Here is a 21,085-nt window from a genome sequence, read left to right as displayed (position 1 = left end):
GAGGGGGGTCAGTCGACCGGCTCGACGGTCTCGGCGGACTCGGAGTTGAAGAGGATCTTGACGGCGGTGTCCGTCAACGCGCCCTGGTAGAGACCCAGGTCGTCGATGTCACCGAGCCACCGGTCGGTCATGCCCGGTGTTCCCCCGGCCGGCGTCCACTGTGCGTCGCCAACGACCAGCGGGCCGGTGGAGTCGAACGCTCCGGTGAAGGTGCCCGAGAAGGGGACGTTGGCCTCGAGGACGCCGTTCACGTAGAGGCGGATCTGCCGTCGGGAGGCGTCGTGGACTCCCACCAGGTGGGTCCACCTGGAAAGGTCATCCTCATCCATCAACCGGGACATCATCAGCGCGTCTTTGCCGTTGCCGTTCACATCGCTGTCGGCTCCGAAGGCGGTAAACGACCACCGGTTCTCCGTGACGCCGTTCACGACCTTCACCCGCTGCCCGAGGTAGAAGGCGGACTGCTTCGCGCCCATCTGGGAGACGGCGGTCCGCGTGCCGCCGAGCGCCAAGGGGCGCACCCAGACCGCGACGGAGAAGGACTGGTCGGTGCGGAGGACCCGGCCGTTCTGCCAGACGGGGTTCTGGGGCTCGCCGAGGTTGTCCTGGGAGAGGCCGTACTCGCGGGTGGCCAGACCGTAGTAGGGGTCGGTCGTGTCCTCCGTGAAGTGCACCGCGTCGAGCAGCAGCCCGTCGTCACGGTGACCGGCCCCGACGTTGCTGCCCTGGGTCAGGGCCAGCTGGCGACCGAACTGGCCGGCCTCGGGAGCGCTGCACAGCGTCGGGTCGAGGAACTCCTCGTAGCAGGGCTGGGCGCCGGAGAAGGTCCAGTCGCCGACCTTGACCGCGCTGAGCATGCCGGGCTCGTCGAAGCCGCCCGACTCCGGGTCGTCGGCGGACTGGCCGATGAAGTCGTGGTCGACGAGGATCCGGTCGTAGACCTGGACGTCGGCCAGGTTGCCCTTGAAGTAGTTGCTCACCGCGCCGGAGCTCCAGCCGCGCCCCACGGCGAACCTGCCGTTCGCGCTCCAGGGCGTCGCGGTCCGGGCGACCTCGGCGGTGAGGGCGCCGTTGACGTAGAGCCGCACCTTGCCGGCGGTCTTGTCGTAGACGCCCGCGATGTGCGTCCACCGGCCGACGTCCGCGGAGGTCAACGCGGTGCTGCTGTACGCCGCCCGGCTCGTGCTGGACTGGAGGTCGGTGTCCTTCATCAGGAACGACCAGCGCGGCGTCGACGGCGAGCCTTCGAGACGCGTGCCGAGGTGGAACCCGGCGGTGCTCACGCCCTCCTGCGAGGCCACCACCATGTCCGCCGTTGTCGGCAGGGAGTTCAGCCGCACCCAGCCGGCCACGCTGAACGACCTCGTGGTGTCGACGACCTTGGTCGTGGTCGTCAACGCCGAGGAGGTGCCGTTGAAGGACGCCGTCTCGCCCCGGATCAACCTGAGGTCACCGGTCCAGGAGACGCTGCCTCCGGTGAAGGAGTTGTCGCCGGCCAGCGTCGGCTGGCTGTCCGCCATCGGTCCCGGGTCGACGCCCGGGTAGTTCTCCAGCCCCCAGCGGGCGATCGCGGGCGTCGGTCGGGCGGCGGTGAACTCGTGCGAGCCGTAGCCGATGTTGCCGGCGCCGTCGACGGCGGAGACGGAGATGGTGTTCTGGCCGTACTTCGACACCATCAACGACACGCTGGCCTGCTTACCCGTGACGGTGGCACCCGTCGACGGGTCGGTCCAGGTGCCGGTCGTGGCGGCGATCTCCGTGGTGGGCGGGTTGACCCAGCCGTACCGGAACTTCGTCACGGTGGTGTCGGTGGAGCGGACCGCGAAGGTCGCCACGGTGCCCGGCACGGGGGACGCCGAGGTGAGCGTCGCGGTCACCGGGGGCACCTTCGTGTCGGCCATGAACTTGCACCAGTCGGACCAGACGCTGGTGCGGCTGTAGGGGGCGGGGTCGGTGGCCCTGGCGCGGAACGCGTACGCGACGGCCTCGGAGACGGTCACCGCCGCCGTGGTGGAACGACCGCCGGCGGGCACGGACGCTCCGGCGGGTGGCGTCCGGCGCGGCGTCGACGCGTCGATGACCCCGTTGGCGGGCACCTGCACCCACTCGTACGCCGTGGTCAGCGCCTGGGTGCTGTCGGCGTCCGGGAAGATCGCCGAGAAGGTCGGCTTCAGGGTGCCGATGACCAGCGTGGTGTTGGTGGGGCAGGCCACGCCGGCTGCCTGGAGGCTGCTGGGCTTGCCCGGGATGTTGTCGTAGTCGACGATCAGCTTGGCGTTGTTGGGGAAGAACTTCTTCCACCGGTCGGTGGTCGACTCGCCCGAGCCGTCGGTGGCGCTGCACGCGCAGAAACCGAAGGTGATGTTCGTGGCGTTGCTGGTCGCGTGCGACTGGATGACGCTGGTCACCGCCGAGCCGGTGAAGTTGACCGTCATGTCCGGCTGCGGCGAGTCCGAGCAGCCCGAGCCCTCGTTGGCGTGCGAGCTGGCCGACGACTTGAGGCTGTTCAGCTTCGGGGACCAGCCGGTGCGTGGCGTCGAGGCGATGCCACCCGAGTGGTACATGTACGTGGGCGTGTTTCCGCAGGACCAGGAGTGGTCCAGCTTCATCTGCACGTACGCCGACTCGATGTGCTTGCCCCTCATGGCGGTCAGGGGGAAGTCGAAGAAGGACCGGTACAGCCTGCCGCTCTCGGGGTCCTTGCCCACCCGGGCGACGGTCGTGTCGGTGTTGTTGCTGTTGTTGCTCGTCGCGTACGCCCACCGGGACTTGCCGGTCGACCACGCCGGGTCGATGTAGACGGGGAACGTCGCGTTCGCCAGGGCGAGCAGCTTCGCGTCCGGCCGCAGCACCAGGTCACGGCCGGCCACCTCGACACCCACCGGCGCGGTCTTCGCCGCGTCACCCGGTACCGCCGCCGACGACCGCGACGGCAGCCCGCCACCGGTCGGGGCGTCGGCCGCCGACGCGCGGTCCGCTCCGGCCGACCGGGCCGTGGCGGCCGCCGAGGTGTCGTTCGAGTCCCACATGACGGCGGGTTCGGCGGAAGCGATCTGCTCCGCACCCGCCATGGCCGTCAGCCGCCCGTCGGCGCCGCGCACCACCCGGGCGTCCCCGCCCAGCTCGAACCGCAACTCCCGCAGCCTCGGGTTGGCCGCCGCCTGCGCCGACTTCACCACGAACACATGCGTGAACCCGCTGCGCGTCGCCCGCAACACCAGGTCAACCCCCGGCAACACCTCCCCGTACGTCGCCGCATCACCACTGACCGACGGCTTCGGCAACCCACCCGGCCACGACAGGCTCAGCGACTTCCCCCGCCGCACCAACGTCACCGCCGCACCCGCACCACCATCGGAGAACCGCACATCCGCCACCGACGCCACCGGACGCCAACCATCCGACCCACGCCGCAACGACAGATCCACATCCGCCCACGACCCGTCCGACCGTTTCACCCGCTGCGGCACCACCGCCGACTCCACGGTGAAACCACCCGACGGATTCGCGAACACCTGCGTCAACTCCGTCCGAGCCGACGCCACCTCCACCCGCCGACCCGACCGCACCGCCGCCACCGCCGCCGACCCCGTATCCGGCGCCACCGACGGATCGGTCCGCGGCGCCGCCGGAGCGGCCTGGGCCGCCGACGGCACCCCCAGGACCGAGGCGACGAGCGTCCCGGCCACGAGCGCGGCGACGGCCGCACGAGTACGGTTCATGGGCTTTGGTGGTTGTTTGCGTGCTGTATTCGGGACGCGTGTCACCGTGTGCCTCCAAGGCGTGATCGAAAAATAGCGGAACTTGGTGAGGTGGAAGGGAACCGGTGGTGCTCAGCCCACGGTGTCGGTGGAGGATCCCGTGCCGTACGCGACGGTCGGCTCCAGCCTGTTCATCATTCGGGGCGTCGTCATCGCGTCGGCCACCCGGCCGTTGAGCCCGCCGACGCCGACGACGCTGAAGGACCGCCGGTGCTCGACCGTCCCGTTGACCGTCCTCTGCCACTGCCCGAGGTGGAACGGGCACCTCTCGACCTGCGCGCAGGCAGCAGCCAGCGGCCAGTAGTCATCGCAATCCCCCGTGGAAGATGAGAACCAGTCGGCCGAACTGTAGGGGCGCCCCCGATCCTTGTCTATATCGATCACGGTCCGTGACCTCGGACCAGATTTCGCCGCTCACCGGGCACCGGGAAACCACCCACGGTGAACGCTTTCCCGCAGCACGACGGCGGCCGTCCACTCAGGACAGTGGACGGCCGCCGTCGTGCCGGTGGTGTCGAAGCGGGATCAGGCCCGGGCCGGGCCCGTCGCGGACAACAGCGCCGCCTCCCGCTCCGGGGCCAGACCGACCGGGGCGCGCTGTGGCCGGCCCGCCCGCGGCGGCACCGTGCCCACCTGCCGCAGCCACGCCCAGGTGTCCGCGACCGTCTCCGCCACCGGGCGGCAGGTCAGCCCGGCCGCGTACGCCTTCTCGACGCCGCGCTCCTGCAACCAGCGGTACTCGTGCCCGGCCGGAATCCAGGCCGGCAGGTCGTTCCACGGCACCACCCCGGCGGCCAGGATCGGCTCCGGGTCGGTCCACCGCAGCCGGGCGTCGGCGCCGGTGACGGCGACGCAGGCGTCGAGCAGCTCGCCCATGGTCGCGTGCCCGGTGCGGCTCACCACGTTGAACGCCCCGCCCAGCCCCTCCGCGCCCCGGTCCAACATCCAGCCCGCCAGGTCCCGCACGTCGACGTACTGCAACGGCAGGTCGACCGGGCCCGGCGCCAGCACCTCCCCGCCCCGGGCGATCCGCTCCAGCCACCAGGGCAGCCGGCCGATGTCCTCCCCCGGCCCGAGGATCAGCCCGGCCCGGGCGAGCAGCGCCCGGTCACCGAACACCTCCCGCACGGCCCGCTCGCCGCCGGCCTTGTTGTGCGCGTAGTCGCCGTCGTCGGCGTCCGACTCGGCGTCCACCACGGGGGCCTCCTCGCCCACCCCGTCGACGACCGGCTGCGCGTAGACCGAGCCGCTGGAGACGTAGACGTAGCCGCCGACGCGGTCGACCAGCGCGCGGGCGGCGTCCCGCGCCGCCCGGGGCGCGCCGTCCCAGGTGTCGACCACCAGGTCCCACTCGCCGTCCGCCAGCGCCGCCAGGCCGCCGGGCGCGGTCCGGTCACCCCGCAACCGGCGTACGCCCTCCGGCGCCGCGCCGTGCAGGCCCCGGTTGAACACCGTCACCGACCAGCCTCGACGCACCCCCTCGGCGACCGTGGCGCCGCCCACGAAACCCGTCCCACCCAACACCAGCAGTCTCATGGGCTCCACTGTGCCGGCTCGGACCGGTCGTCCGGCCCCCTGTTCACGGTGAGCGGATCTGCCCAGGGCAGAAGATCCGGCGGGCGAGGGCGACGCGGGTGGAGGGAGACACGGGTGACGGAGCACCACCCCTGGAGAGCACGAAGGCCCGCCACCGACGACGGTGACGGGCCTCGCGGATCATCTGGTGGGCGATACTGGGTTTGAACCAGTGACCTCTTCCGTGTCAAGGAAGCGCGCTCCCACTGCGCCAATCGCCCGTGGTGGCCACCCGGGCCCGGCAGACCGGGCCGGTAGTGGCGGGATGCGAGCGGACGACGGGATTCGAACCCGCGACCCTCACCTTGGCAAGGTGATGCGCTACCAGCTGCGCTACGTCCGCGTGTCGCCGGCGTTCCCCGGCGACGGGATGAACTCTACCCGACGGCAAGATCGCCCGGCACGCCGCCCCGCCGGCCGCCGCGGGCGATTCCCGCGCAGCCGATGGTTGCGCTGGTCAGCCACCGGGTACTGACCTCCTTCGACAGCACACCACATCCCCTGACCAAGGAGGCTGTCGTGGGTATCGGCACCAGCATCTTCCTGATCGCGCTCGGCGCGATCCTCACCTTCGCGCTCGACGCGAGCCTCGGCGGCATCGACCTCGACATCGTCGGCTGGATCCTGATGGCGGCCGGCGTGCTCGGCCTGATCATGACCACGCTCATCTGGGGACGCCGCCGCCAGGTGGTCAGCACGACCGAGCCGGTGGAGTACCGGCGGGTCGAGGAACGCCGGGACGTCGCCCCGCCGCTCTGACCCGACCGCCCCGCGGCCGACGGAGTCGGACGGTCGCCGGACGCACCGCGACGCACGTGCCGGGCACCCCGCGAGGGTGGCCGGCACGTCGACGTCGCCGGCCCCACCCGCCCGGGGGCCTGCCGGCGTGCCGGGCGTCACCCCTCCGCCGCCTCTCCTCGTGACCCTCGCCACCCGGGTACTACCGTCTGCTGTCGTGCGGACGGAGCAGGACGGGTCGCGAACGCCCGGGCGACAGCCGTCGCGAGTCCGCTTCGAGCACGCCGAGGCCGTCGTCGCGATGACCCGCCTCGCCGCCGGCCCCGATCCCGTCCGGGCCGTCCTCGACACGCTCGCCCGTCGATCCACCGCGGCCGCCCTGATCGGCGTGGACGGCGCCCTGCTGACGGTCCACCCGGGGCGGGACCCGCTGGACCGGGCCGTGCTGGGCGCCGCCGCCCGCGCCGTACCTGAGCTGCACGGACGCGGCACGCCGGCGGCCGTGCGGGGCGGCTCGGGCGCGCCCACCGTCCACCTGGTCGCCCTCGGCGCCGGGGAGCGCGACGACGGCGCGGATTGCGACCCCGACGGCGGGACCGAGCCCGCCCCCTGGCTCGCGGTGGTGGACCCGGTGGACCCACTCCCCGGCGACCTGCTCGCCGACGCGGCGCGCGTCCTCGGTCTCTGCTGGCGGCTGGAACGCTCGGAGCGGGCCCGGCGGCGGGTCGCCGCCGGCGACGTGCGCAGCCGGGAGGCGGTGCTGCACCTGCTGATGGTCGGCGACGTGGCACCGGCCCGGCGCATCGCCGCGGCACTGCGTCCCCACCTGCCCGACCTGGTCCGGGTGTGCGTCGTCGAGTGCGCGCCCCGGCGACGCGGCGAGGCGGCCGGGCAGGTGACCCGCGCGCTGGGCGGGCGGGCCTGGGTGGTGCCCTGCCCGGTCCGCTCCCGGCACCTCATCGCGCTGGTGCCGGCCCCGGACCGCGCCGGGCCGCGAGGGGCCGGCGACGCGGACGCGCTGGGGAGACTCGTCACCGGACGGGTGCCCGGGACGCGGATCGGGGTGAGCGAGCCGGTCCCGCTGCGCCGCACCGCCGCCGGCTACGAGCAGGCGTTCCACGCCCTCGCGGTGGCCCGGAACGGACCGGACGGGCACTGCCGCTTCGACCGGGCGACGGAGTTGCGCGCCCTGCTCGGCGCCGCGGGGCAGGACTGGGCGCGGACGCTGCTGGCGCCGTGCCTGTCGTACCGGCCGGCCCGACGGATCGATCCCGACGGGCAGGAACTGCTCGCCACCCTCGGCTCCTGGCTCGCCTTCGACGGCGCGGCCCACCGGCACCTGCGGATCCACCGCAACACCCTGGCGGCCCGGCTGGCGCTGCTGCGCGACCGCCTCGGGCTCGACCTGTCCCGGATCTCCGACCAGTCGGTCGCGTGGTTGGCCCTGCACCTGCTCGGTTCCGCCGCGACCCCGGAAGACGTGCCGGAGGCACCGCCCGTCGTCGGTGGTGGCGCGGACGGCGCGTTCGGGCAGGAGGCGGCGGCCGACAGCCGGTGGATGGGCCTCGACCGGCTGCTGGCGACCCCCGCCCTGTGCCTCTGGGCGCGCGGCCAGCTCGCACCCCTGGAGGCCGGCGGGACGCCCGTCGGCCTGGTCACCGTACGCGCGTGGCTGCGCGCCGAGGCGCGACTGCCCGACACCGCCGCCGCGCTCGGCGTCTCGGTGTCCGCCGTACGCAAACGCCTCGGCCGGGCCGAGCAGGCGCTGGGGCGTTCCCTGCTGCGCGGGCCGAGCGCCCGGCACGAGCTCTGGCTCGCCCTGCGGACCCTCGACGCGACCGCCGACGCGGGCCTGGTCGACGACCCGGCCGGGTGGCCGCCCGCCTGACCGCCGGTGGCTTCCCACCGTGCGCCCCCGAGCAGCGGCGCCGGTCGCGGTCGCTGTGCAGCCCGACACCGCCGGCGCCGTCGCTGTGCGGATCGGTCCTCGCGCCCGGCCGGCGCTGCTCCCTACCGTTGCTGGGAGACGGCGGCGAGGACGCCACCATGTGAGCCCGACCGGCGATCCGGTGAGCTGACGGCCGACGTCCGGACGCGCCGCAACGGGGGACGCGTCCGGCCGGCTCCGGGGGGGTGCGGCCGCCCCGCCCGCGACGACACCGCGGGCGGGCGGCCGTGGTCGCCCATGACTCCGGGTCCAACCGGGGCGGTCCGGGCGCGGCCTTCGAAACGGTGACGGTCCGAACGGCAGTGCCCTGTGCGCGGCGGAGGCTCGGCGCAGCGGCGTCCGGGAACGGCGAAGGCCCGTCACCGGATGGTGACGGGCCTTCGTTCTGGTGGGCGATACTGGGTTTGAACCAGTGACCTCTTCCGTGTCAAGGAAGCGCGCTCCCACTGCGCCAATCGCCCTCGCCTGTTGCCGAGGTGGGGACGGGATTTGAACCCGCGTACACGGCTTTGCAGGCCGTTGCCTCGCCTCTCGGCCACCCCACCGAGGTTGCCCCCGTCATGCGTGGCGGCATCTCCGAGCGGACGACGGGATTCGAACCCGCGACCCTCACCTTGGCAAGGTGATGCGCTACCAGCTGCGCTACGTCCGCGTGCCCCCGGCGTTAACCGGTGACGGATGAGAACTTTAGCCGAGCCGGCGAGCGGTTGCCAAATCGGGGTGGTTCTCGGCGCGTCCGATGGTGACGGGTTGCCTCACCTCCAAGCTTCCTAGGAGCCTGCCCAGCTACTCCTCCCCCGGTCCGGGCGAAGCGGGTCGGCCGCGGTGCCGGTCGTGGCGTGGCCGAACTGTCCGGCTTCCGACTCTCGGGAGGGCGGACGGGCCGTTATCGGTGACGCCTCGTGTTCAAGCTGATGCGCTACGGTAACGGCGTGACGAGACGTGCGGCCGAAATCCGCCTGGATGCCCTGCTGCGCACGGCCTGTGACGTGATCGTGGAGCGGGGTCTGGCCAACACCCGCACGGCCGACGTGGCGCAGGCGGCCGGGGTGAGCCAGGCGCTGGTCTTCTACCACTTCGCCACGAAGGACCGGCTGCTCGCGCAGGCGTTCGCGTACGCGGTGGAGCAGGACCTGGCCCGGCTGGACGCGGTGATGCGGTCCAGCGCCCCGCCGCTGACCAAGCTGCGCCGGATCGTGAAGCTCTACACGCCGGCCGGCCGGGCGACGTCGTGGGCCATGTGGATCGACGGCTGGGCGGAGTCGCTGCGCACCCCGGAGCTGGAGAAGGTCTCCCGCCGGCTCGACCTGCGCTGGCGGGAGGACCTCGCGGCGGTGATCTCGGAAGGCGTTCGCGACGGCACCTTCGAGTGCGCCGACCCGGCCGGCGCCGCGTGGCGGATCAGCGCCGTGATGGACGGCCTGGCGGTGCAGCTCGCGGTGCACGACCGGGTCATCTCCCGCCGCCAGCTCGCCGAGTGGGTCCGCCTGGTCACCGCCCGCGAACTCGGGCTCGACCCGGACCAGCTCGACTGACCCCGACCACCCGAGGCCGGCGGACCGGACCAGCTCGACCGATGCCCGTCACCGGAGGGCGGCGGAGCGGACGGGTTCGACCGATGCGGTCATCCCCGCCCGAAGCCGGCAAAACGACTCGGCCCCCGAGGCCACCCGGAACAATCGTCGGCATGGACCCGCTGGAGACGTACCGCCGCAGCCTGGCCGAGTTCACCGACCGGGTGGAGCTGGTCGGCCCCGGGCAGTGGTCGGACCCGACCCCCTGCCCGGACTGGGACGTCCGGGCGCTGGTCAACCACGTCGTCGGCGAGGACCGGTGGTGCGTGCCGCTGCTCGCCGGCCGGACGATCGAGGAGGTCGGCGACCGCTACGACGACGATGTGCTCGGCCCGGACCCGGTCGAGGCGGCCCGGGAGGCGGCGGCGCAGGCGGAGCTGGCCTTCACCCACCCCGGGGCGCTGGCACGCACCGTCGCGCTCTCCGCCGGCGAGACCCCGGCGGAGGAGTACCTGCACCAGCTCATCGCGGAACACCTGATCCACGGCTGGGACCTGGCCGTGGCGATCGGCGCGGACCCCCGGCTGGACGCCGATGCGGTCGCCGAGTGCGCCCGCTGGTTCGGCCGACGGATCGGCGACTACCAGCGGGACAGGCTGATCCGGTCGGGGGCCGACGTGCCGGCGGAGGCCGACCAGCAGGACCGCCTCGTCGCCGCCTTCGGCCGCGACCCCGACTGGGCGCCGTAGCCCCCTGCGTCGCGCCCGCCGCCACCGGACGGCACCAGCGCGGCGACCACCATCCTCTCCTGGCGGCGGCGGGCCGAGGCCCGTTGCCGACGAGCCCGTGGCGCTCCAGGTAGTCGACCGCCACCGGTCTCCACCCTCCGTGAAGTCGCCATCGCGGCCGGGCCCGCCTTGAGTAGGCGTGGCCCTTGTTCCCGCCGACCCGGGCTGATATCCACAGATGCGCATGTGTCACCGCACTGCGCGGCCGGCGTAGGGCCGGCCACCCCCGCTCCCATGAGGAGGTCCCGTGGCACAACCGGAGTGGACACCCTGGATGAGCCGGCGTCGACGCCGGCTCGTTCCCGTCCTGGCGGCGACCGCGGTGGTGGCCGCGCTGCTCCCCGCCGGCCCCACCGCCGCCGTCCCCACCGGCGGTGCCGCCACCGAACGGCGCTCCGGCCCGTTCGCAGAGGGGCACGAGCACGCCGACGTCGACAACCGCCCCGGCACCGCCGCCCCCGACGCCCGGCAGCGGGGCCTGGCCCGCAAGGCCGACCCGGACGTCCGCTGGAACCGGCTCGGCACCCCGCACGCGCTCGGCCCCGCCCGCGCCCCGCTCGCCACCGGCCTCCCCGGCGACCCGGAGGCGGCCGCCCGCGCGTACCTGACCGGCAACCAGGACCTCTTCGGCCTGGACGCCGCCGCGGTCGAGGCGATGGACCGGCTGCTGGTCCGGCCGATCGGCGACGGCGCGGTGGTCACCCTCCGGCAGCGCTTCGGCGCCCTGCCGGCCGGGCACGACGGCCTGGTCACCGTCGCGGTCGCCGCCGGCACGGTCCTCGCGGTCAGCTCCTCGCTCTCCCGGGACACCGCCGCGCCGGCGCCCGCCACCCTCACCGACGAGCAGGCGTACGACGCGGCGCTCGCCGACGCCGGCCTGGCCGCCGACGCGGTCCGCAGCCACAGCGTGCGGGCCGTCGCCGTGCCCACCCCGCTCGACGGGCCCCGGGCCGCGTACGAGGTGACCCTGATCGGCGCCGACGACGACCACCCGGAGGCGTTCACCACCTACGTCGACGGGATCACCGGGAAGGTGCTGGTCCGCGAGGACCTCGTGGACTTCGACTCCGACAACCCGAGCTGGGCCGTCTTCCCGGCCACCCCGCCGCGCGACCTCGGCCCCGGGCAGGACCCCCGGGTGCGCTGGTGCGGCGACCCCGCACCGGAGTGCCGGGAGGCGTTCCGCGACCCGGCCACCGGGCAGCCGTGGGACGTCGACACGGCCACCGGCACGCCGACCGGCACCGCGCGTGGCAACTCCGCCAACACCGTACGGTCCTGGGGCGGCGGCACGCCGGCCGTGCCGGTCGCGCCCAGCCCGCAGCGGCGCTACGAGTACCCGTTCACCGACCAGTGGCACCAGGCCCGCTGCAACCCCGCGGTGTTCACCTCGGCGCAGCGCAACGACGGCGACGCCGCGATCGCCAACCTCTTCGCCATGCACAACCGGATGCACGACTGGGCCTGGCACCTCGGCTTCACCGAGGCCACCTGGAACCTCCAGGCGGTGAACCTGACCCCGCAGGGCCGGGGCGGCGACGCCGAGCAGGGCCGCGCGCAGCAGGGCGCGCTCAGCGGCAACCGGAACAACGCCAACCAGGGCACGCCGCGCGACGGGCTGCCGCCGACCACCAACATGTACCTGTGGCAGCCGCAGGCCGGTGGGCCGTACCCGCCCTGCGTCGACGGCGACTACGACATGACGGTGATCGGGCACGAGTACACCCACGCCATCACCAACCGGATGATCGCCGGCCCGGACAGCGGCATCGGCGGGCACCAGGGCGGTTCGATGGGCGAGTCGTGGAGCGACCTGCTGGCCGCCGAGTACCTCTTCGAGCACGGGCTGCGCGCCCCCGGCGAGACGCCCTACGTCACCGGCGGGTACGTCACCGGCAACCTGGTCAGCGGCATCCGCAACCACGACTTCAGCCGCAGCCCGCTGAACTACTCCGACGTCGGCTACAACACCGGCGGGCCGGCGGTGCACGCCGACGGCGAGATCTGGAGCGCCACCAACTTCCGGGTCCGCGCCGCGCTGATGAAGCGGTACGGCGTCGGCACCCCGCAGCGCCAGCTCGACTGCGCGCAGGGCAGGGTGGCGGTGGAGCAGTGCCCGGGAAACCGGCGCTGGGCGCAGCTCGTCTTCGACTCGTTCCTGCTCCAGGCCGCCAGCCAGGTCAGCATGCTCGACATGCGGGACAACATGCTCACCGCCGACCTGCTCCGTTTCGGCGGCGCCAACCAGGACCTGCTCTGGGCCGAGTTCGCCCGCTCCGGGATGGGCCGGGACGCCGCCAGCAACGGCGCCTCCGACACCGACCCGACGCCGAGCTTCGCCGCCCCCGACGCCGACAACGCCGTGCTCACCCTCCGCCCGAAGGGCGACAGCGCCGACGCGCCGATCCGGGTGTACGTCGGGGCGTACGAGGCGCGGGCGGTCCCGGTGGCCGACACCGACCCGGCGACGGCGCTGCCGGACCGGATCGAGCTGGTGCCCGGCACGTACCAACTGCTCGCCGTCGCGCCCGGCTTCGGCCACCAGCGGCTCACCGTGGTCGCCAAGGCCGGCAAGGAGGGGTACGTCGACCTGCGGATGAGCCGCAACCTCGCGTCCACCGCCTCCGGCGCGACGATCACCGGCGACGGGGTCAACCTGGACCGGATCGCCGACGACACCGAGGCGACCAACTGGGCCTCCCTCGACGGGGTGGCCGGCAAGCAGGTCACCGTGGCGCTGCCCGGCGACGCGCCGCAGGTCGTGAAGCGGGTCAACGTCAGCGCGATGCTGCGCCCGTCGATCACCGGCGACGCCGACCCGGGCAGCCAGAACTCGCTCAGCGCGCTGCGGTCGTTCGCGGTGTCGGCCTGCAACGCGAAGACCACCGACTGCGCGGATCCGGCGAACTGGCAGCGGATCCACACCAGCGCGGCGGACGCGTTCCCGGGCGGGGCGTACCGGGCGTACGTGCGGGACATCAACCTGCGCGAGTTCCCGGTGCCGACCACGCTGGCCACGCACCTGCGGCTGGAGGTCCTGGCCAGCCAGTGCACCGGCGGGCCGGACTACGCGGGCGAGCAGGACGACGACCCGGCGACCACCACCGACTGCGCGACCGCCAGCCCGGCGCGTACGCAGGTGCGGATCGCGGAGTTCCAGGCGTTCTCGAAGTGACCGTCCGTCGGGGCCGGCCGGCGCGCCGGCCGGCCCCGACGGCCGGTGGCGCCGACCGACGGACGGCGGGAGACAATCGGCGGCGTGTCCGACCTTTCCACCGCCTTCGTCCGGCTGCACGCCCGCCTCGCCCCGGTCGCCTTCGTCCCCGAGGTGCGGCTGCACCAGGCCGACGACGCCATCGGGCTGTGGGAGCTGACCGAGGGCGAGTTCCGCAGCGCCCAGCCGCCGCCGTTCTGGGCCTTCGCCTGGGCCGGCGGTCAGGCGCTGGCCAGGTACGTCAGCGACCATCCCGAGCTGGTCGCCGGCCGCCGGGTGCTCGACCTCGCCGCCGGCTCCGGCCTGGTCGCCATCGCCGCCGCGCGGGCCGGCGCCGCCGCCGTCCGTGCCGTGGAGATCGACGAGCTGGCCGTCGCGGCCGTGGCGGTCAACGCCGAGGCCAACGGGGTACGCGTCGACGCGGAGCTCGGCGACATCCTCGACGGCGACGCCGGCGGGGCCGAGGTGGTGTTCGCCGGGGACGTGTTCTACAGCGAGGCGATGGCCAACCGGGTGCTGCGCTTCCTGCTCCGGGCCGCCCGCGCCGGGGCGGACGTGCTGGTCGGCGATCCCGGCCGGGCGTTCCTGCCCCGCGACCGCTTCGACGAGCTGGCCGCCTACGACGTGCCGGTGCCCGAGACGCTGGAGAGCGTCCGGGTGAAGCGCACCACGGTGTGGCAGTTGCGGGCCGGGCTGCCGGGAGCCGCCCGATAGCGTGTCGACGTGCTGTTCCGGAGCTGGGCGCAGACCACCGACGCGCACTGGCCGGACGTGGCCCGGGTGGCCGACCACGTGGGTGTCGAACACCTGGTGGTGACCCGGCACGCGCTGGTGCGGGAGGTGCTGACCGACCCGGTCATGTACCGGCCGGACAACGCGCTGGACGCGGTGACCCCGATCCCGGTGGCCGCCCTGCGGGTGCTGGCCGGGCACCGGTTCCGGCTGCCGCCGACCCTGGCGAACAACGGCGGCGCCAGCCACCCGCAGATCCGGGCGATCGTCGCCGAGGCCCTGCACCCGACCCGGGTCGCCGCGCAGCGGCCCTGGCTGACCGGACTGGTCCGGGAGCGCCTCACCGCGATCGGCGCCGCCCTGGACGCGGGCGCGCCGGTCGACCTCTACGCCGAACTCGCCGCCGACCTGCCGCTGCTGGTGCTGGCCCGGCTGGTCGAGCTGCCCGACACGCCGGTCGGGGCCGTGAAGGAGTTCGCCCGCACGGCGCTGGAACTGTTCTGGGCGCCGCTGGACGCCGACCGCCAGGCGGCGCTCGCGGCCGAGGTGGGCCGGTTCCACCGGGTGCTGCGGGAGTTCGCCGAGACCGGGGGCGGGCTGGCGGGGTCGCTGCGGGCCGCCGGGCACCCGCCCGACGTGGTGGTCGGCGCGCTGTTCTTCCTGCTCGTCGCCGGCCAGGAGACCACGTCGCAGTTCCTCACCCTGCTGCTGCACCGGCTGGCCGGCGAGCCGGCCGTGCTGGCCGGCCTGCGGGCCGGCACCGTCGCGGTCGCCGACGTGGTCGAGGAGGGGCTCCGGCTGGAGCCGCCGATCGTCACCTGGCGACGGGTAGCCGCCGTGGACGCCACGCTGGGCGGGACGGCGGTGCCGGCGGGCACCAGCATCGTGCTCTGGCTGGCCCGCGCCGGCCGGGACCCGGCCACCGTGGAGGTGCCCGACGAGTTCCGGCCCGGGCAGCGCGGATCCCGCCGGCACCTGGCCTTCGGGGCAGGCGCGCACCGCTGCGTCGGCGACCAGCTCGCCCGGATGGAGGCGGCGGTGGTGGTCGGCGAGACGGCCCCGCTGCTGGACGGGGTCGCCGTCGTCCGCGAGCCGTGGTGCCCCGACAACCTCACGTTCCGGATGCCCGACGCCTTCGTCGTCCGACGCCACTGAGCCGCCGACGTGGCCGCCCGGTGGCGCCGCCCTGGGCGCGCGCGGGCCCGGGGCGGGTAAGCCCGGGGCGGGTCAGCCGCTGGGCTCGACCAGCCCCGCCTCGTACGCGAGGATCGCCGCCTGCACCCGGTTGCGCACCTCCAGCCGGGTGAAGATGCTGGTCAGGTAGCTCTTCACGGTGCCCTCGACCAGGTAGAGCCGGCGGGCGATCTCGGCGTTGGACAGTCCCGCCCCGACCAGTGCGAGCACCTCCCGCTCCCGCTCGGTCAGCCCGGCGAGCCGGTCCCGCGCCACCGGCCGGCGGGCCACCCGGTCCCCGCCCAGCTCGATCACCCGGCGGGCCACCTGCGGCGACAGGTACGCGCCGCCGTCGGCGACGGCGTGCACCCCGGCGATCAGCTCGCGCGGGTCGCCGGCCTTGAGCAGGAACCCGCTGGCCCCGTGCCCGAGCGCCCGGGCCACGTGGTCGTCCTCGCCGAAGGTGGTCAGCATGACCGTCGCCGTCTCCGGCACGAGGCGGCGGATCTCGGCGGCCGCGCTGAGCCCGTCCAGCCTCGGCATCCGGATGTCCAACAGCGCCACCCGGGGCCGGTGCGCCCGGACGAGGTCCACGGCGGCCCGGCCGTCGGCAGCCTCACCGATCACCTCGATCCCCGGATCGGTGGCCAGGATGGCCCGGACACCGGCCCGGATCATCGCCTCGTCGTCGGCGAGCACGACCCGCACCGGGCCGCCCGTGTCAGCGTTCATCCGTGATCCGCTCCTTGCTGACCAGCCGGCCGTCGGCGAAGCAGAGCCGCCAGGTCGGCTCGGCCAGGGGGAAGTTCCCGTCGGTGTAGTACTCGCAGCCGGGCCGCGCCGGCTCGGCGGGCGGGTCGAGCTGGCGCCGGGGCAGCCCGGTCAGCGCGGCGCGCTCCGCGCCGAGGGGCATCCGCGCGAAGGCGTCCGCGTGAAGCACCGTACCGGCGGTGGCGACCGGGTAGTAGACCAGCGACAGGACGAGGGCGAGGCCCACCGGGGCGCCGAGCGCCGTCAGCAGGCTACGCCGGACCCGTCGGCGGGCGGCGCGCAGCCGCTGCTCGGCCTCGGCCGGCCGAGGGCCGGCGGCAGGGTCTGGGCCGCCGGCAGGGTCTGGGCCGCCGGCGGGGCCTGGGGCGTCGCCGATGCCTGGGACGTCGCCGGGGACTGGGACGTCGCCGGGGACTGGGGCGTCGCCGGGCGGGAGGACGGCGTCGGCGCCGGAAAGGCCGTCCAGCGGCAGCCGGGCGCGGACGGCGAAGCCGCCACCGCCCAGGGGGCCGGCCGTCAGGGCACCGCCGGCGAGGCGGACCCGCTCGGCGAGGGCGAGCAGGCCGGATCCGCTGGACGGCGGGCCGGGCAGCGGCCCGGCCGGCGGCGGCGCGTTGACGACCGACACCTCGACCTGGTCGCCGTCGCCGGCCAGGGCGACGGTGACCGCCGCGCCGGGCGCGTACCGGGCGGCGTTGGTGAGCGCCTCCCGGACCACCCGGTGCAGGGTGCGCGCGGTGGCCGCCGGCAGGTGCGGCAACCCGCCCGGCGGATCCACGTCGACCGCCATGCCGGCCTCCCGGGCCCCGTCGACCAGGTCCGCGACGGTCTCGTCGGCCGGCCGGGTGGTGGCCGTTCCACCCTCGTCCCGGAGCACCCCGATGATCCCGTGCAACCGCTCGGTGGCGGCCGCGACGCTGGCCCGCAGTTCGCCGGCGGCGGCCCGGTGCGCCGGGGCGAGGTCGTCGGTGACCTCCAGGGTGGCCGCGCGCAGGGCGATCAGGCTCAGGTCGTGCCCGAGCGAGTCGTGCATCTCCTGCGCGATGCGGGCCCGTTCCCGCAGCCGGATCCGCTCCGCGGCGCCCCGCTGCTCGCGGTCCCGGGCCTCGGCGTGCCACCGGCCGGCGTCGGCCAGGGCGGCCTGCTGGCGCCGGTACCGCCCGACGAGCCACGGAAACACCCCGGCGAAGAGCAGCACCGAGGCGAGCAGGAACCAGGTGGCCGCGCCGGTGCCGAGCAGCCCCAGGTTGAGCGCGGTGCCGCCGGCCGCGATCGCGGCGAAGGCGAGAGCAGCCGGCACGGCGGTGGCGCTGCGGCGGCCCGTCAGGTAGCTGAACACCGGGATCGCGAAGAGGAAGTTGCCGTCCAGCAACGAGCCGAGCACCGCCGCCACCAGGGCGGCCACCGGCCACCGCCGGCTCACCACGACCGCCACGGCGAGCAGCAGCAGCGCGCCGACCGTCAGGGCGACGGCCCGCCCGGAGTGCGGCGGCGTGACGCCCGCGTACCCGATCGGGGCGGCGGTCACCAGCCACAGGAGCAGGTCACCGGTCCACCGCCGGACGCCCGCCCGGGCCACCCGTCCACCGCCCGCGAGCGCGGCCCACCAGCTCTCCACGGCGGCCAGGCTACCCACGCCCGACCCGGGCGGGCACCGACGAAAGTCAGGTGCTCATATCTCGTCGGCCCAGGCCCGCCAGTCGTCGAGCACCCCGTAGAGCGCCGGGGTGAGCCAGCCGGGCGCGGACCGCCGGAACACCCCCGGGTCCATCGCGCCGGCACCGGCCGGCAGGGCGCCCAGCAGGTGCGGCACCAGCTCGGTGAGGTTGGCCCAGTGCACCAGCTCCGGGTCGGCCGGCCATGCGCCGATCACCACGCCGGCCGGCACCGCCCGGCGTTCCAGTGCCTCCAGGGTGAGCGCCGTGTGGTTCAGGGTGCCCAGCCCGGCCCGGGCCACCACCACGGCCGGGGACCCCAGCGAGACCGCCAGGTCGGCCACCGTCCAGGGCTCGCCCGACGGCCGCAGCCCCATCGGTACGAGCAGCCCGCCGGCGCCCTCCACCAGCACCAGATCGTGCTTCTCGGCCTCCTCGCGGACCGCGTCGACGGCGGTGTAGAGCTCCAGCGGCTCCAGCTCGGCGACCCGGGCCGCGGCCAGCGGGGCGAGCGGGTCCGGGAAGCTGGCCAGGGTGCGGCCGGTCAGCGGGGCGGCCAGCCGGGTGACGGAGTCGATGTCGCCGGGCTCGCCGGTGGCCGTACCCGTCTGGCCGGGCTTGACCACCGCGACGCGCAGGCCGGCGGCCTGCGCCGCGGCCGCGATCGCGGCGGTCACCACGGTCTTGCCGACCTCGGTGTCGGTGCCGGTCACCAGCACCGGCCCCCGCCACGGCTTGGTCACCGTGCCACCTCAGTTCGCGACTGCGGGGCTCGCAACACCGGCTCACTCCTCGCGCTCACGGGTGCCGCCTCAGTTCGCGACTGCGGGGCTCGCAACACCGGCTCACTCCTCGCGCTCACGGGTGCCACCTCAGTTCGCGACTGCGGGGCTCGCAACACCGGCTCACTCCTCGCGCTCACGGTGCACACTCCACGATGACCTCCAGGGCCCGCTCGAAGTCCCGCCGGGGCACCCCCGCGCTGATGGTGAGCCGCAGCCGGGACCGGCTGTCCGGGGTGGACGGGGGGCGGAAGCAGCCGACGGCCACCCCCCGGTCGCGGCAGTCGGCCGCCCACGCGGTCGCCGCTTCGGGCCCCGGCGCGGTGACCGAGACGACCGCGCCGTCGGGGTCGGAGACGGCCAGGCCGGCGGCGGTCAGCCGGCGCACCGCGAGGGCGGCCCGCTCGGCCAACTCCGCGCGCAGGTCGTCGCCGGCGCGGGCCAGCCCGACGGCGGCGTGGACACCGGCGGCGACCGCCGGGGGCAGCGCGGTGTCGAAGATGAACGTCCGCCCGGTCTCGACCAGGTGCCGGACGAGCGCGGCCGGCCCGGCGACCACGCCGCCCGCGCCGCCGAGCGCCTTGGACAGGGTCGCGGTGACCACCACGTCGGGCTGGCCGGCGAGACCGGCGGCGGCGACGCCCCCGGCACCCGCCGGGCCGGTCACCCCGAGGGCGTGCGCGTCGTCGACGAGCAGTATCGCGCCGTGCTCCCGGGCGACGGCGTGCAGCCGGGCCAGCGGGGCGAGGTCGCCGTCGACGGAGAAGACCGACTCGGTGACGACCACCGCCGGCCGGCCCGGCGCGGCGGCGAGCGCGGCGGCCACCGCCGCCACGTCGGCGTGCGGCGTCACCACGGTCTCCGCGCCGGAGATCCGGCAGCCGTCGATCAGCGACGCGTGGTTGTGGGCATCGGAGACCAGGAGCGTACGCGGCCGCACGAGCGCCCGGACCGCCCCGAGGTTGGCCAGGTAGCCGGACGAGAAGACCAGCGCCCGGTCGGTGCCGAGCCAGTCGGCGAGGGCGCCCTCGAGCGCGTGGTGGGCGTCGGTGGAGCCACGCACCAGCCGCGACCCGGTGGCCCCCAGCCCGTACGCGGACAGCGCCCGCGCCGCCGCGGCGGTGACGTCGGGGTGGGTGGCCAGGCCGAGGTAGTCGTTGCCGGCCAGGTCGACCACGGCGTCGCCGGCGTCCCGGGGCACCAGCGTGCGGGTCAGCCCCGCCTTCGCGCGCAGCTCGGCGCGGCGGTCGAGCGCCGCCAGCCAGTCCGCCACCGTCACCCCCACGCCGCCCGTGCCGCTCGTCGTCGGCTGCTTCCGCCGGGCGAAATTACCACCCGCCGGACCTGGCCCGGCGCGTCCACCCCGGCGCCGCCGGCCCGACACGCTGGCCGTTCTTCCCGGCCGGGCGGCCTTGTAGGGTACGAGCCATGCCAGAGATCCTCGACCAGGCCCGAACCCAGGTGCTGGAGAACGGCGTCGGTCTCGACGAGGCCGGCGTCCTCGCCGTGCTGAACCTGCCCGACGAACACCTGCCCGCCGCGCTCCAGCTCGCCCACGAGGTGCGGATGCGCTGGTGCGGCCCCGAGGTGGAGGTCGAGGGGATCGTCTCGCTGAAGACCGGCGGCTGCCCGGAGGACTGCCACTTCTGCTCGCAGTCCGGCCTGTTCACCTCGCCGGTACGCTCGGTCTGGCTGGACATCCCGTCGCTGGTCGAGGCGGCCAGGCAGACGGCCGCGACCGGGGCGACGGAGTTCTGCATCGTGGCCGCCGTGCGCGGCCCGGACGCCCGGCTGATGAAGCAGATGCGCGAGGGCGTCGCCGCGATCAAGGCCGAGGTCGACATCCAGGTGGCCGCGTCCCTGGGCATGCTCAGCCAGGAGCAGGTCGACGAGCTGGTCGACATGGGCGTGCACCGCTACAACCACAACCTGGAGACCTGCCGCTCCTACTTCCCGAACGTGGTCACCACGCACTCGTGGGAGGAGCGCTGGGAGACGCTGCGGATGGTCCGCGAGTCCGGCATGGAGGTCTGCTGCGGCGGCATCCTCGGCCTCGGCGAGACGGTGGAGCAGCGGGCCGAGTTCGCCGCGCAGCTCGCCGAGCTGGACCCGCACGAGGTCCCGCTGAACTTCCTCAACCCCCGGCCCGGCACCCCGCTCGGCGACCGGCCGGTAGTGGAGGGCAAGGACGCGCTGCGCGCCATCGCCGCCTTCCGGCTCGCGATGCCGCGCACCATCCTGCGGTACGCGGGCGGCCGCGAGATCACCCTCGGTGACCTGGGCACGCGCGACGGCCTGCTGGGCGGCATCAACGCGGTGATCGTCGGCAACTACCTGACCACCCTGGGTCGGCCGGCGACCGCGGATCTCGAGCTGCTCGACGACCTGAAGATGCCGGTCAAGGCGCTCTCCGCAACGCTGTGAGCGCCCGGTG

The 21,085-nt window shown here is 74.8% G+C and carries 16 protein-coding genes and 5 tRNA genes; 9 read left to right on the top strand and 12 right to left on the bottom strand.

Annotated features, from left to right (window positions below; genetic code table 11):
• Window positions 1–8: 8 nt before the first annotated feature.
• Window positions 9–3,218, bottom strand: a complete 3,210-nt coding sequence (locus tag ACZ6Q9_RS09055) for a LamG domain-containing protein (RefSeq protein WP_396828046.1) — start codon at window positions 3,216–3,218, stop codon at window positions 9–11.
• Between ACZ6Q9_RS09055 and ACZ6Q9_RS09050 the strand changes: the two genes are divergently transcribed.
• Entirely contained in the window at window positions 3,190–3,798 is a 609-nt protein-coding gene (locus tag ACZ6Q9_RS09050) for a hypothetical protein (RefSeq protein WP_396828048.1), read from the top strand. The two genes, ACZ6Q9_RS09055 and ACZ6Q9_RS09050, sit on opposite strands and share 29 nt — an antisense overlap.
• A gap of 35 nt (window positions 3,799–3,833) precedes the next feature.
• Here the strand turns inward: ACZ6Q9_RS09050 and ACZ6Q9_RS09045 are convergent, their stop codons facing one another.
• From ACZ6Q9_RS09045 to ACZ6Q9_RS09030, 4 genes are all read right to left on the bottom strand, one after another.
• Entirely contained in the window at window positions 3,834–4,145 is a 312-nt protein-coding gene (locus tag ACZ6Q9_RS09045; RefSeq protein ID WP_396828050.1) for a hypothetical protein, read from the bottom strand.
• 141 nt (window positions 4,146–4,286) lie between these two features.
• Window positions 4,287–5,297 (bottom strand): NAD-dependent epimerase/dehydratase family protein, encoded by a 1,011-nt coding sequence (locus ACZ6Q9_RS09040; protein WP_393452143.1) that lies wholly within the window; start codon window positions 5,295–5,297, stop codon window positions 4,287–4,289.
• A gap of 185 nt (window positions 5,298–5,482) precedes the next feature.
• Window positions 5,483–5,557: transfer RNA gene (locus tag ACZ6Q9_RS09035), tRNA-Val, on the bottom strand.
• 49 nt (window positions 5,558–5,606) lie between these two features.
• Window positions 5,607–5,679: transfer RNA gene (locus ACZ6Q9_RS09030), tRNA-Gly, on the bottom strand.
• 176 nt (window positions 5,680–5,855) lie between these two features.
• Between ACZ6Q9_RS09030 and ACZ6Q9_RS09025 the strand changes: the two genes are divergently transcribed.
• A complete protein-coding gene (locus tag ACZ6Q9_RS09025; RefSeq protein WP_350711694.1) occupies window positions 5,856–6,095 on the top strand; it encodes a DUF6458 family protein in 240 nt (79 codons plus the stop codon).
• A gap of 196 nt (window positions 6,096–6,291) precedes the next feature.
• The gene (locus tag ACZ6Q9_RS09020) at window positions 6,292–7,962 is read left to right on the top strand and encodes a helix-turn-helix domain-containing protein (protein ID WP_396828052.1); all 1,671 of its coding nucleotides are present in this window, start codon (window positions 6,292–6,294) and stop codon (window positions 7,960–7,962) included.
• 446 nt (window positions 7,963–8,408) lie between these two features.
• On the opposite strand, the gene ACZ6Q9_RS09015 is transcribed toward ACZ6Q9_RS09020, so the two are convergent.
• The 3 genes from ACZ6Q9_RS09015 to ACZ6Q9_RS09005 all read right to left on the bottom strand — a co-directional run bounded on the left by ACZ6Q9_RS09015 (window position 8,409) and on the right by ACZ6Q9_RS09005 (window position 8,674).
• Window positions 8,409–8,483, bottom strand: a tRNA-Val gene (locus ACZ6Q9_RS09015).
• A gap of 13 nt (window positions 8,484–8,496) precedes the next feature.
• A tRNA-Cys gene (locus ACZ6Q9_RS09010) sits at window positions 8,497–8,567 on the bottom strand.
• A gap of 34 nt (window positions 8,568–8,601) precedes the next feature.
• Window positions 8,602–8,674, bottom strand: a tRNA-Gly gene (locus ACZ6Q9_RS09005).
• 280 nt (window positions 8,675–8,954) lie between these two features.
• Between ACZ6Q9_RS09005 and ACZ6Q9_RS09000 the strand changes: the two genes are divergently transcribed.
• The 5 genes from ACZ6Q9_RS09000 to ACZ6Q9_RS08980 all read left to right on the top strand — a co-directional run bounded on the left by ACZ6Q9_RS09000 (window position 8,955) and on the right by ACZ6Q9_RS08980 (window position 15,425).
• Window positions 8,955–9,557 carry a TetR/AcrR family transcriptional regulator gene (locus ACZ6Q9_RS09000; RefSeq protein ID WP_350711691.1) on the top strand — a complete coding sequence of 201 codons (603 nt, stop codon included), beginning with the start codon at window positions 8,955–8,957 and terminating at the stop codon, window positions 9,555–9,557.
• A gap of 152 nt (window positions 9,558–9,709) precedes the next feature.
• Window positions 9,710–10,285 (top strand): TIGR03086 family metal-binding protein, encoded by a 576-nt coding sequence (locus tag ACZ6Q9_RS08995; protein WP_396828055.1) that lies wholly within the window; start codon window positions 9,710–9,712, stop codon window positions 10,283–10,285.
• 286 nt (window positions 10,286–10,571) lie between these two features.
• Window positions 10,572–13,499 carry a M36 family metallopeptidase gene (locus tag ACZ6Q9_RS08990; protein WP_396828057.1) on the top strand — a complete coding sequence of 976 codons (2,928 nt, stop codon included), beginning with the start codon at window positions 10,572–10,574 and terminating at the stop codon, window positions 13,497–13,499.
• An 84-nt stretch (window positions 13,500–13,583) separates the two neighbouring features.
• The gene (locus ACZ6Q9_RS08985; protein ID WP_350684270.1) at window positions 13,584–14,252 is read left to right on the top strand and encodes a class I SAM-dependent methyltransferase; all 669 of its coding nucleotides are present in this window, start codon (window positions 13,584–13,586) and stop codon (window positions 14,250–14,252) included.
• A 9-nt stretch (window positions 14,253–14,261) separates the two neighbouring features.
• Window positions 14,262–15,425: a cytochrome P450 gene (locus tag ACZ6Q9_RS08980; RefSeq protein WP_396828060.1), complete on the top strand. Its 1,164-nt coding sequence runs from the start codon at window positions 14,262–14,264 to the stop codon at window positions 15,423–15,425.
• Window positions 15,426–15,497: 72 nt separating this feature from the next.
• Here the strand turns inward: ACZ6Q9_RS08980 and ACZ6Q9_RS08975 are convergent, their stop codons facing one another.
• The 4 genes from ACZ6Q9_RS08975 to ACZ6Q9_RS08960 form a co-directional block, all read right to left on the bottom strand.
• Window positions 15,498–16,175 (bottom strand): response regulator, encoded by a 678-nt coding sequence (locus tag ACZ6Q9_RS08975; protein WP_396828063.1) that lies wholly within the window; start codon window positions 16,173–16,175, stop codon window positions 15,498–15,500.
• On the bottom strand, window positions 16,165–17,832 hold the full coding sequence (locus ACZ6Q9_RS08970) for a sensor histidine kinase (protein ID WP_396828064.1): 1,668 nt from the start codon (window positions 17,830–17,832) through the stop codon (window positions 16,165–16,167). Before ACZ6Q9_RS08970 ends, ACZ6Q9_RS08975 begins: the two co-directional genes overlap by 11 nt.
• Before the next feature lie 54 nt (window positions 17,833–17,886).
• A complete protein-coding gene (gene bioD, locus ACZ6Q9_RS08965) occupies window positions 17,887–18,588 on the bottom strand; it encodes a dethiobiotin synthase (RefSeq protein WP_393265597.1) in 702 nt (233 codons plus the stop codon).
• A 199-nt stretch (window positions 18,589–18,787) separates the two neighbouring features.
• Entirely contained in the window at window positions 18,788–19,924 is a 1,137-nt protein-coding gene (locus tag ACZ6Q9_RS08960) for an 8-amino-7-oxononanoate synthase (RefSeq protein ID WP_393265186.1), read from the bottom strand.
• Between the two features lie 155 nt (window positions 19,925–20,079).
• Here ACZ6Q9_RS08960 and bioB point away from each other — a divergent pair, with 155 nt between their 5' ends.
• On the top strand, window positions 20,080–21,075 hold the full coding sequence (gene bioB, locus ACZ6Q9_RS08955; RefSeq protein WP_350711677.1) for a biotin synthase BioB: 996 nt from the start codon (window positions 20,080–20,082) through the stop codon (window positions 21,073–21,075).
• Window positions 21,076–21,085: the final 10 nt, after the last annotated feature.

Source organism: Micromonospora sp. NPDC049139 (assembly GCF_055586845.1).
This window is presented reverse-complemented; position numbering and strand designations above follow the sequence as displayed.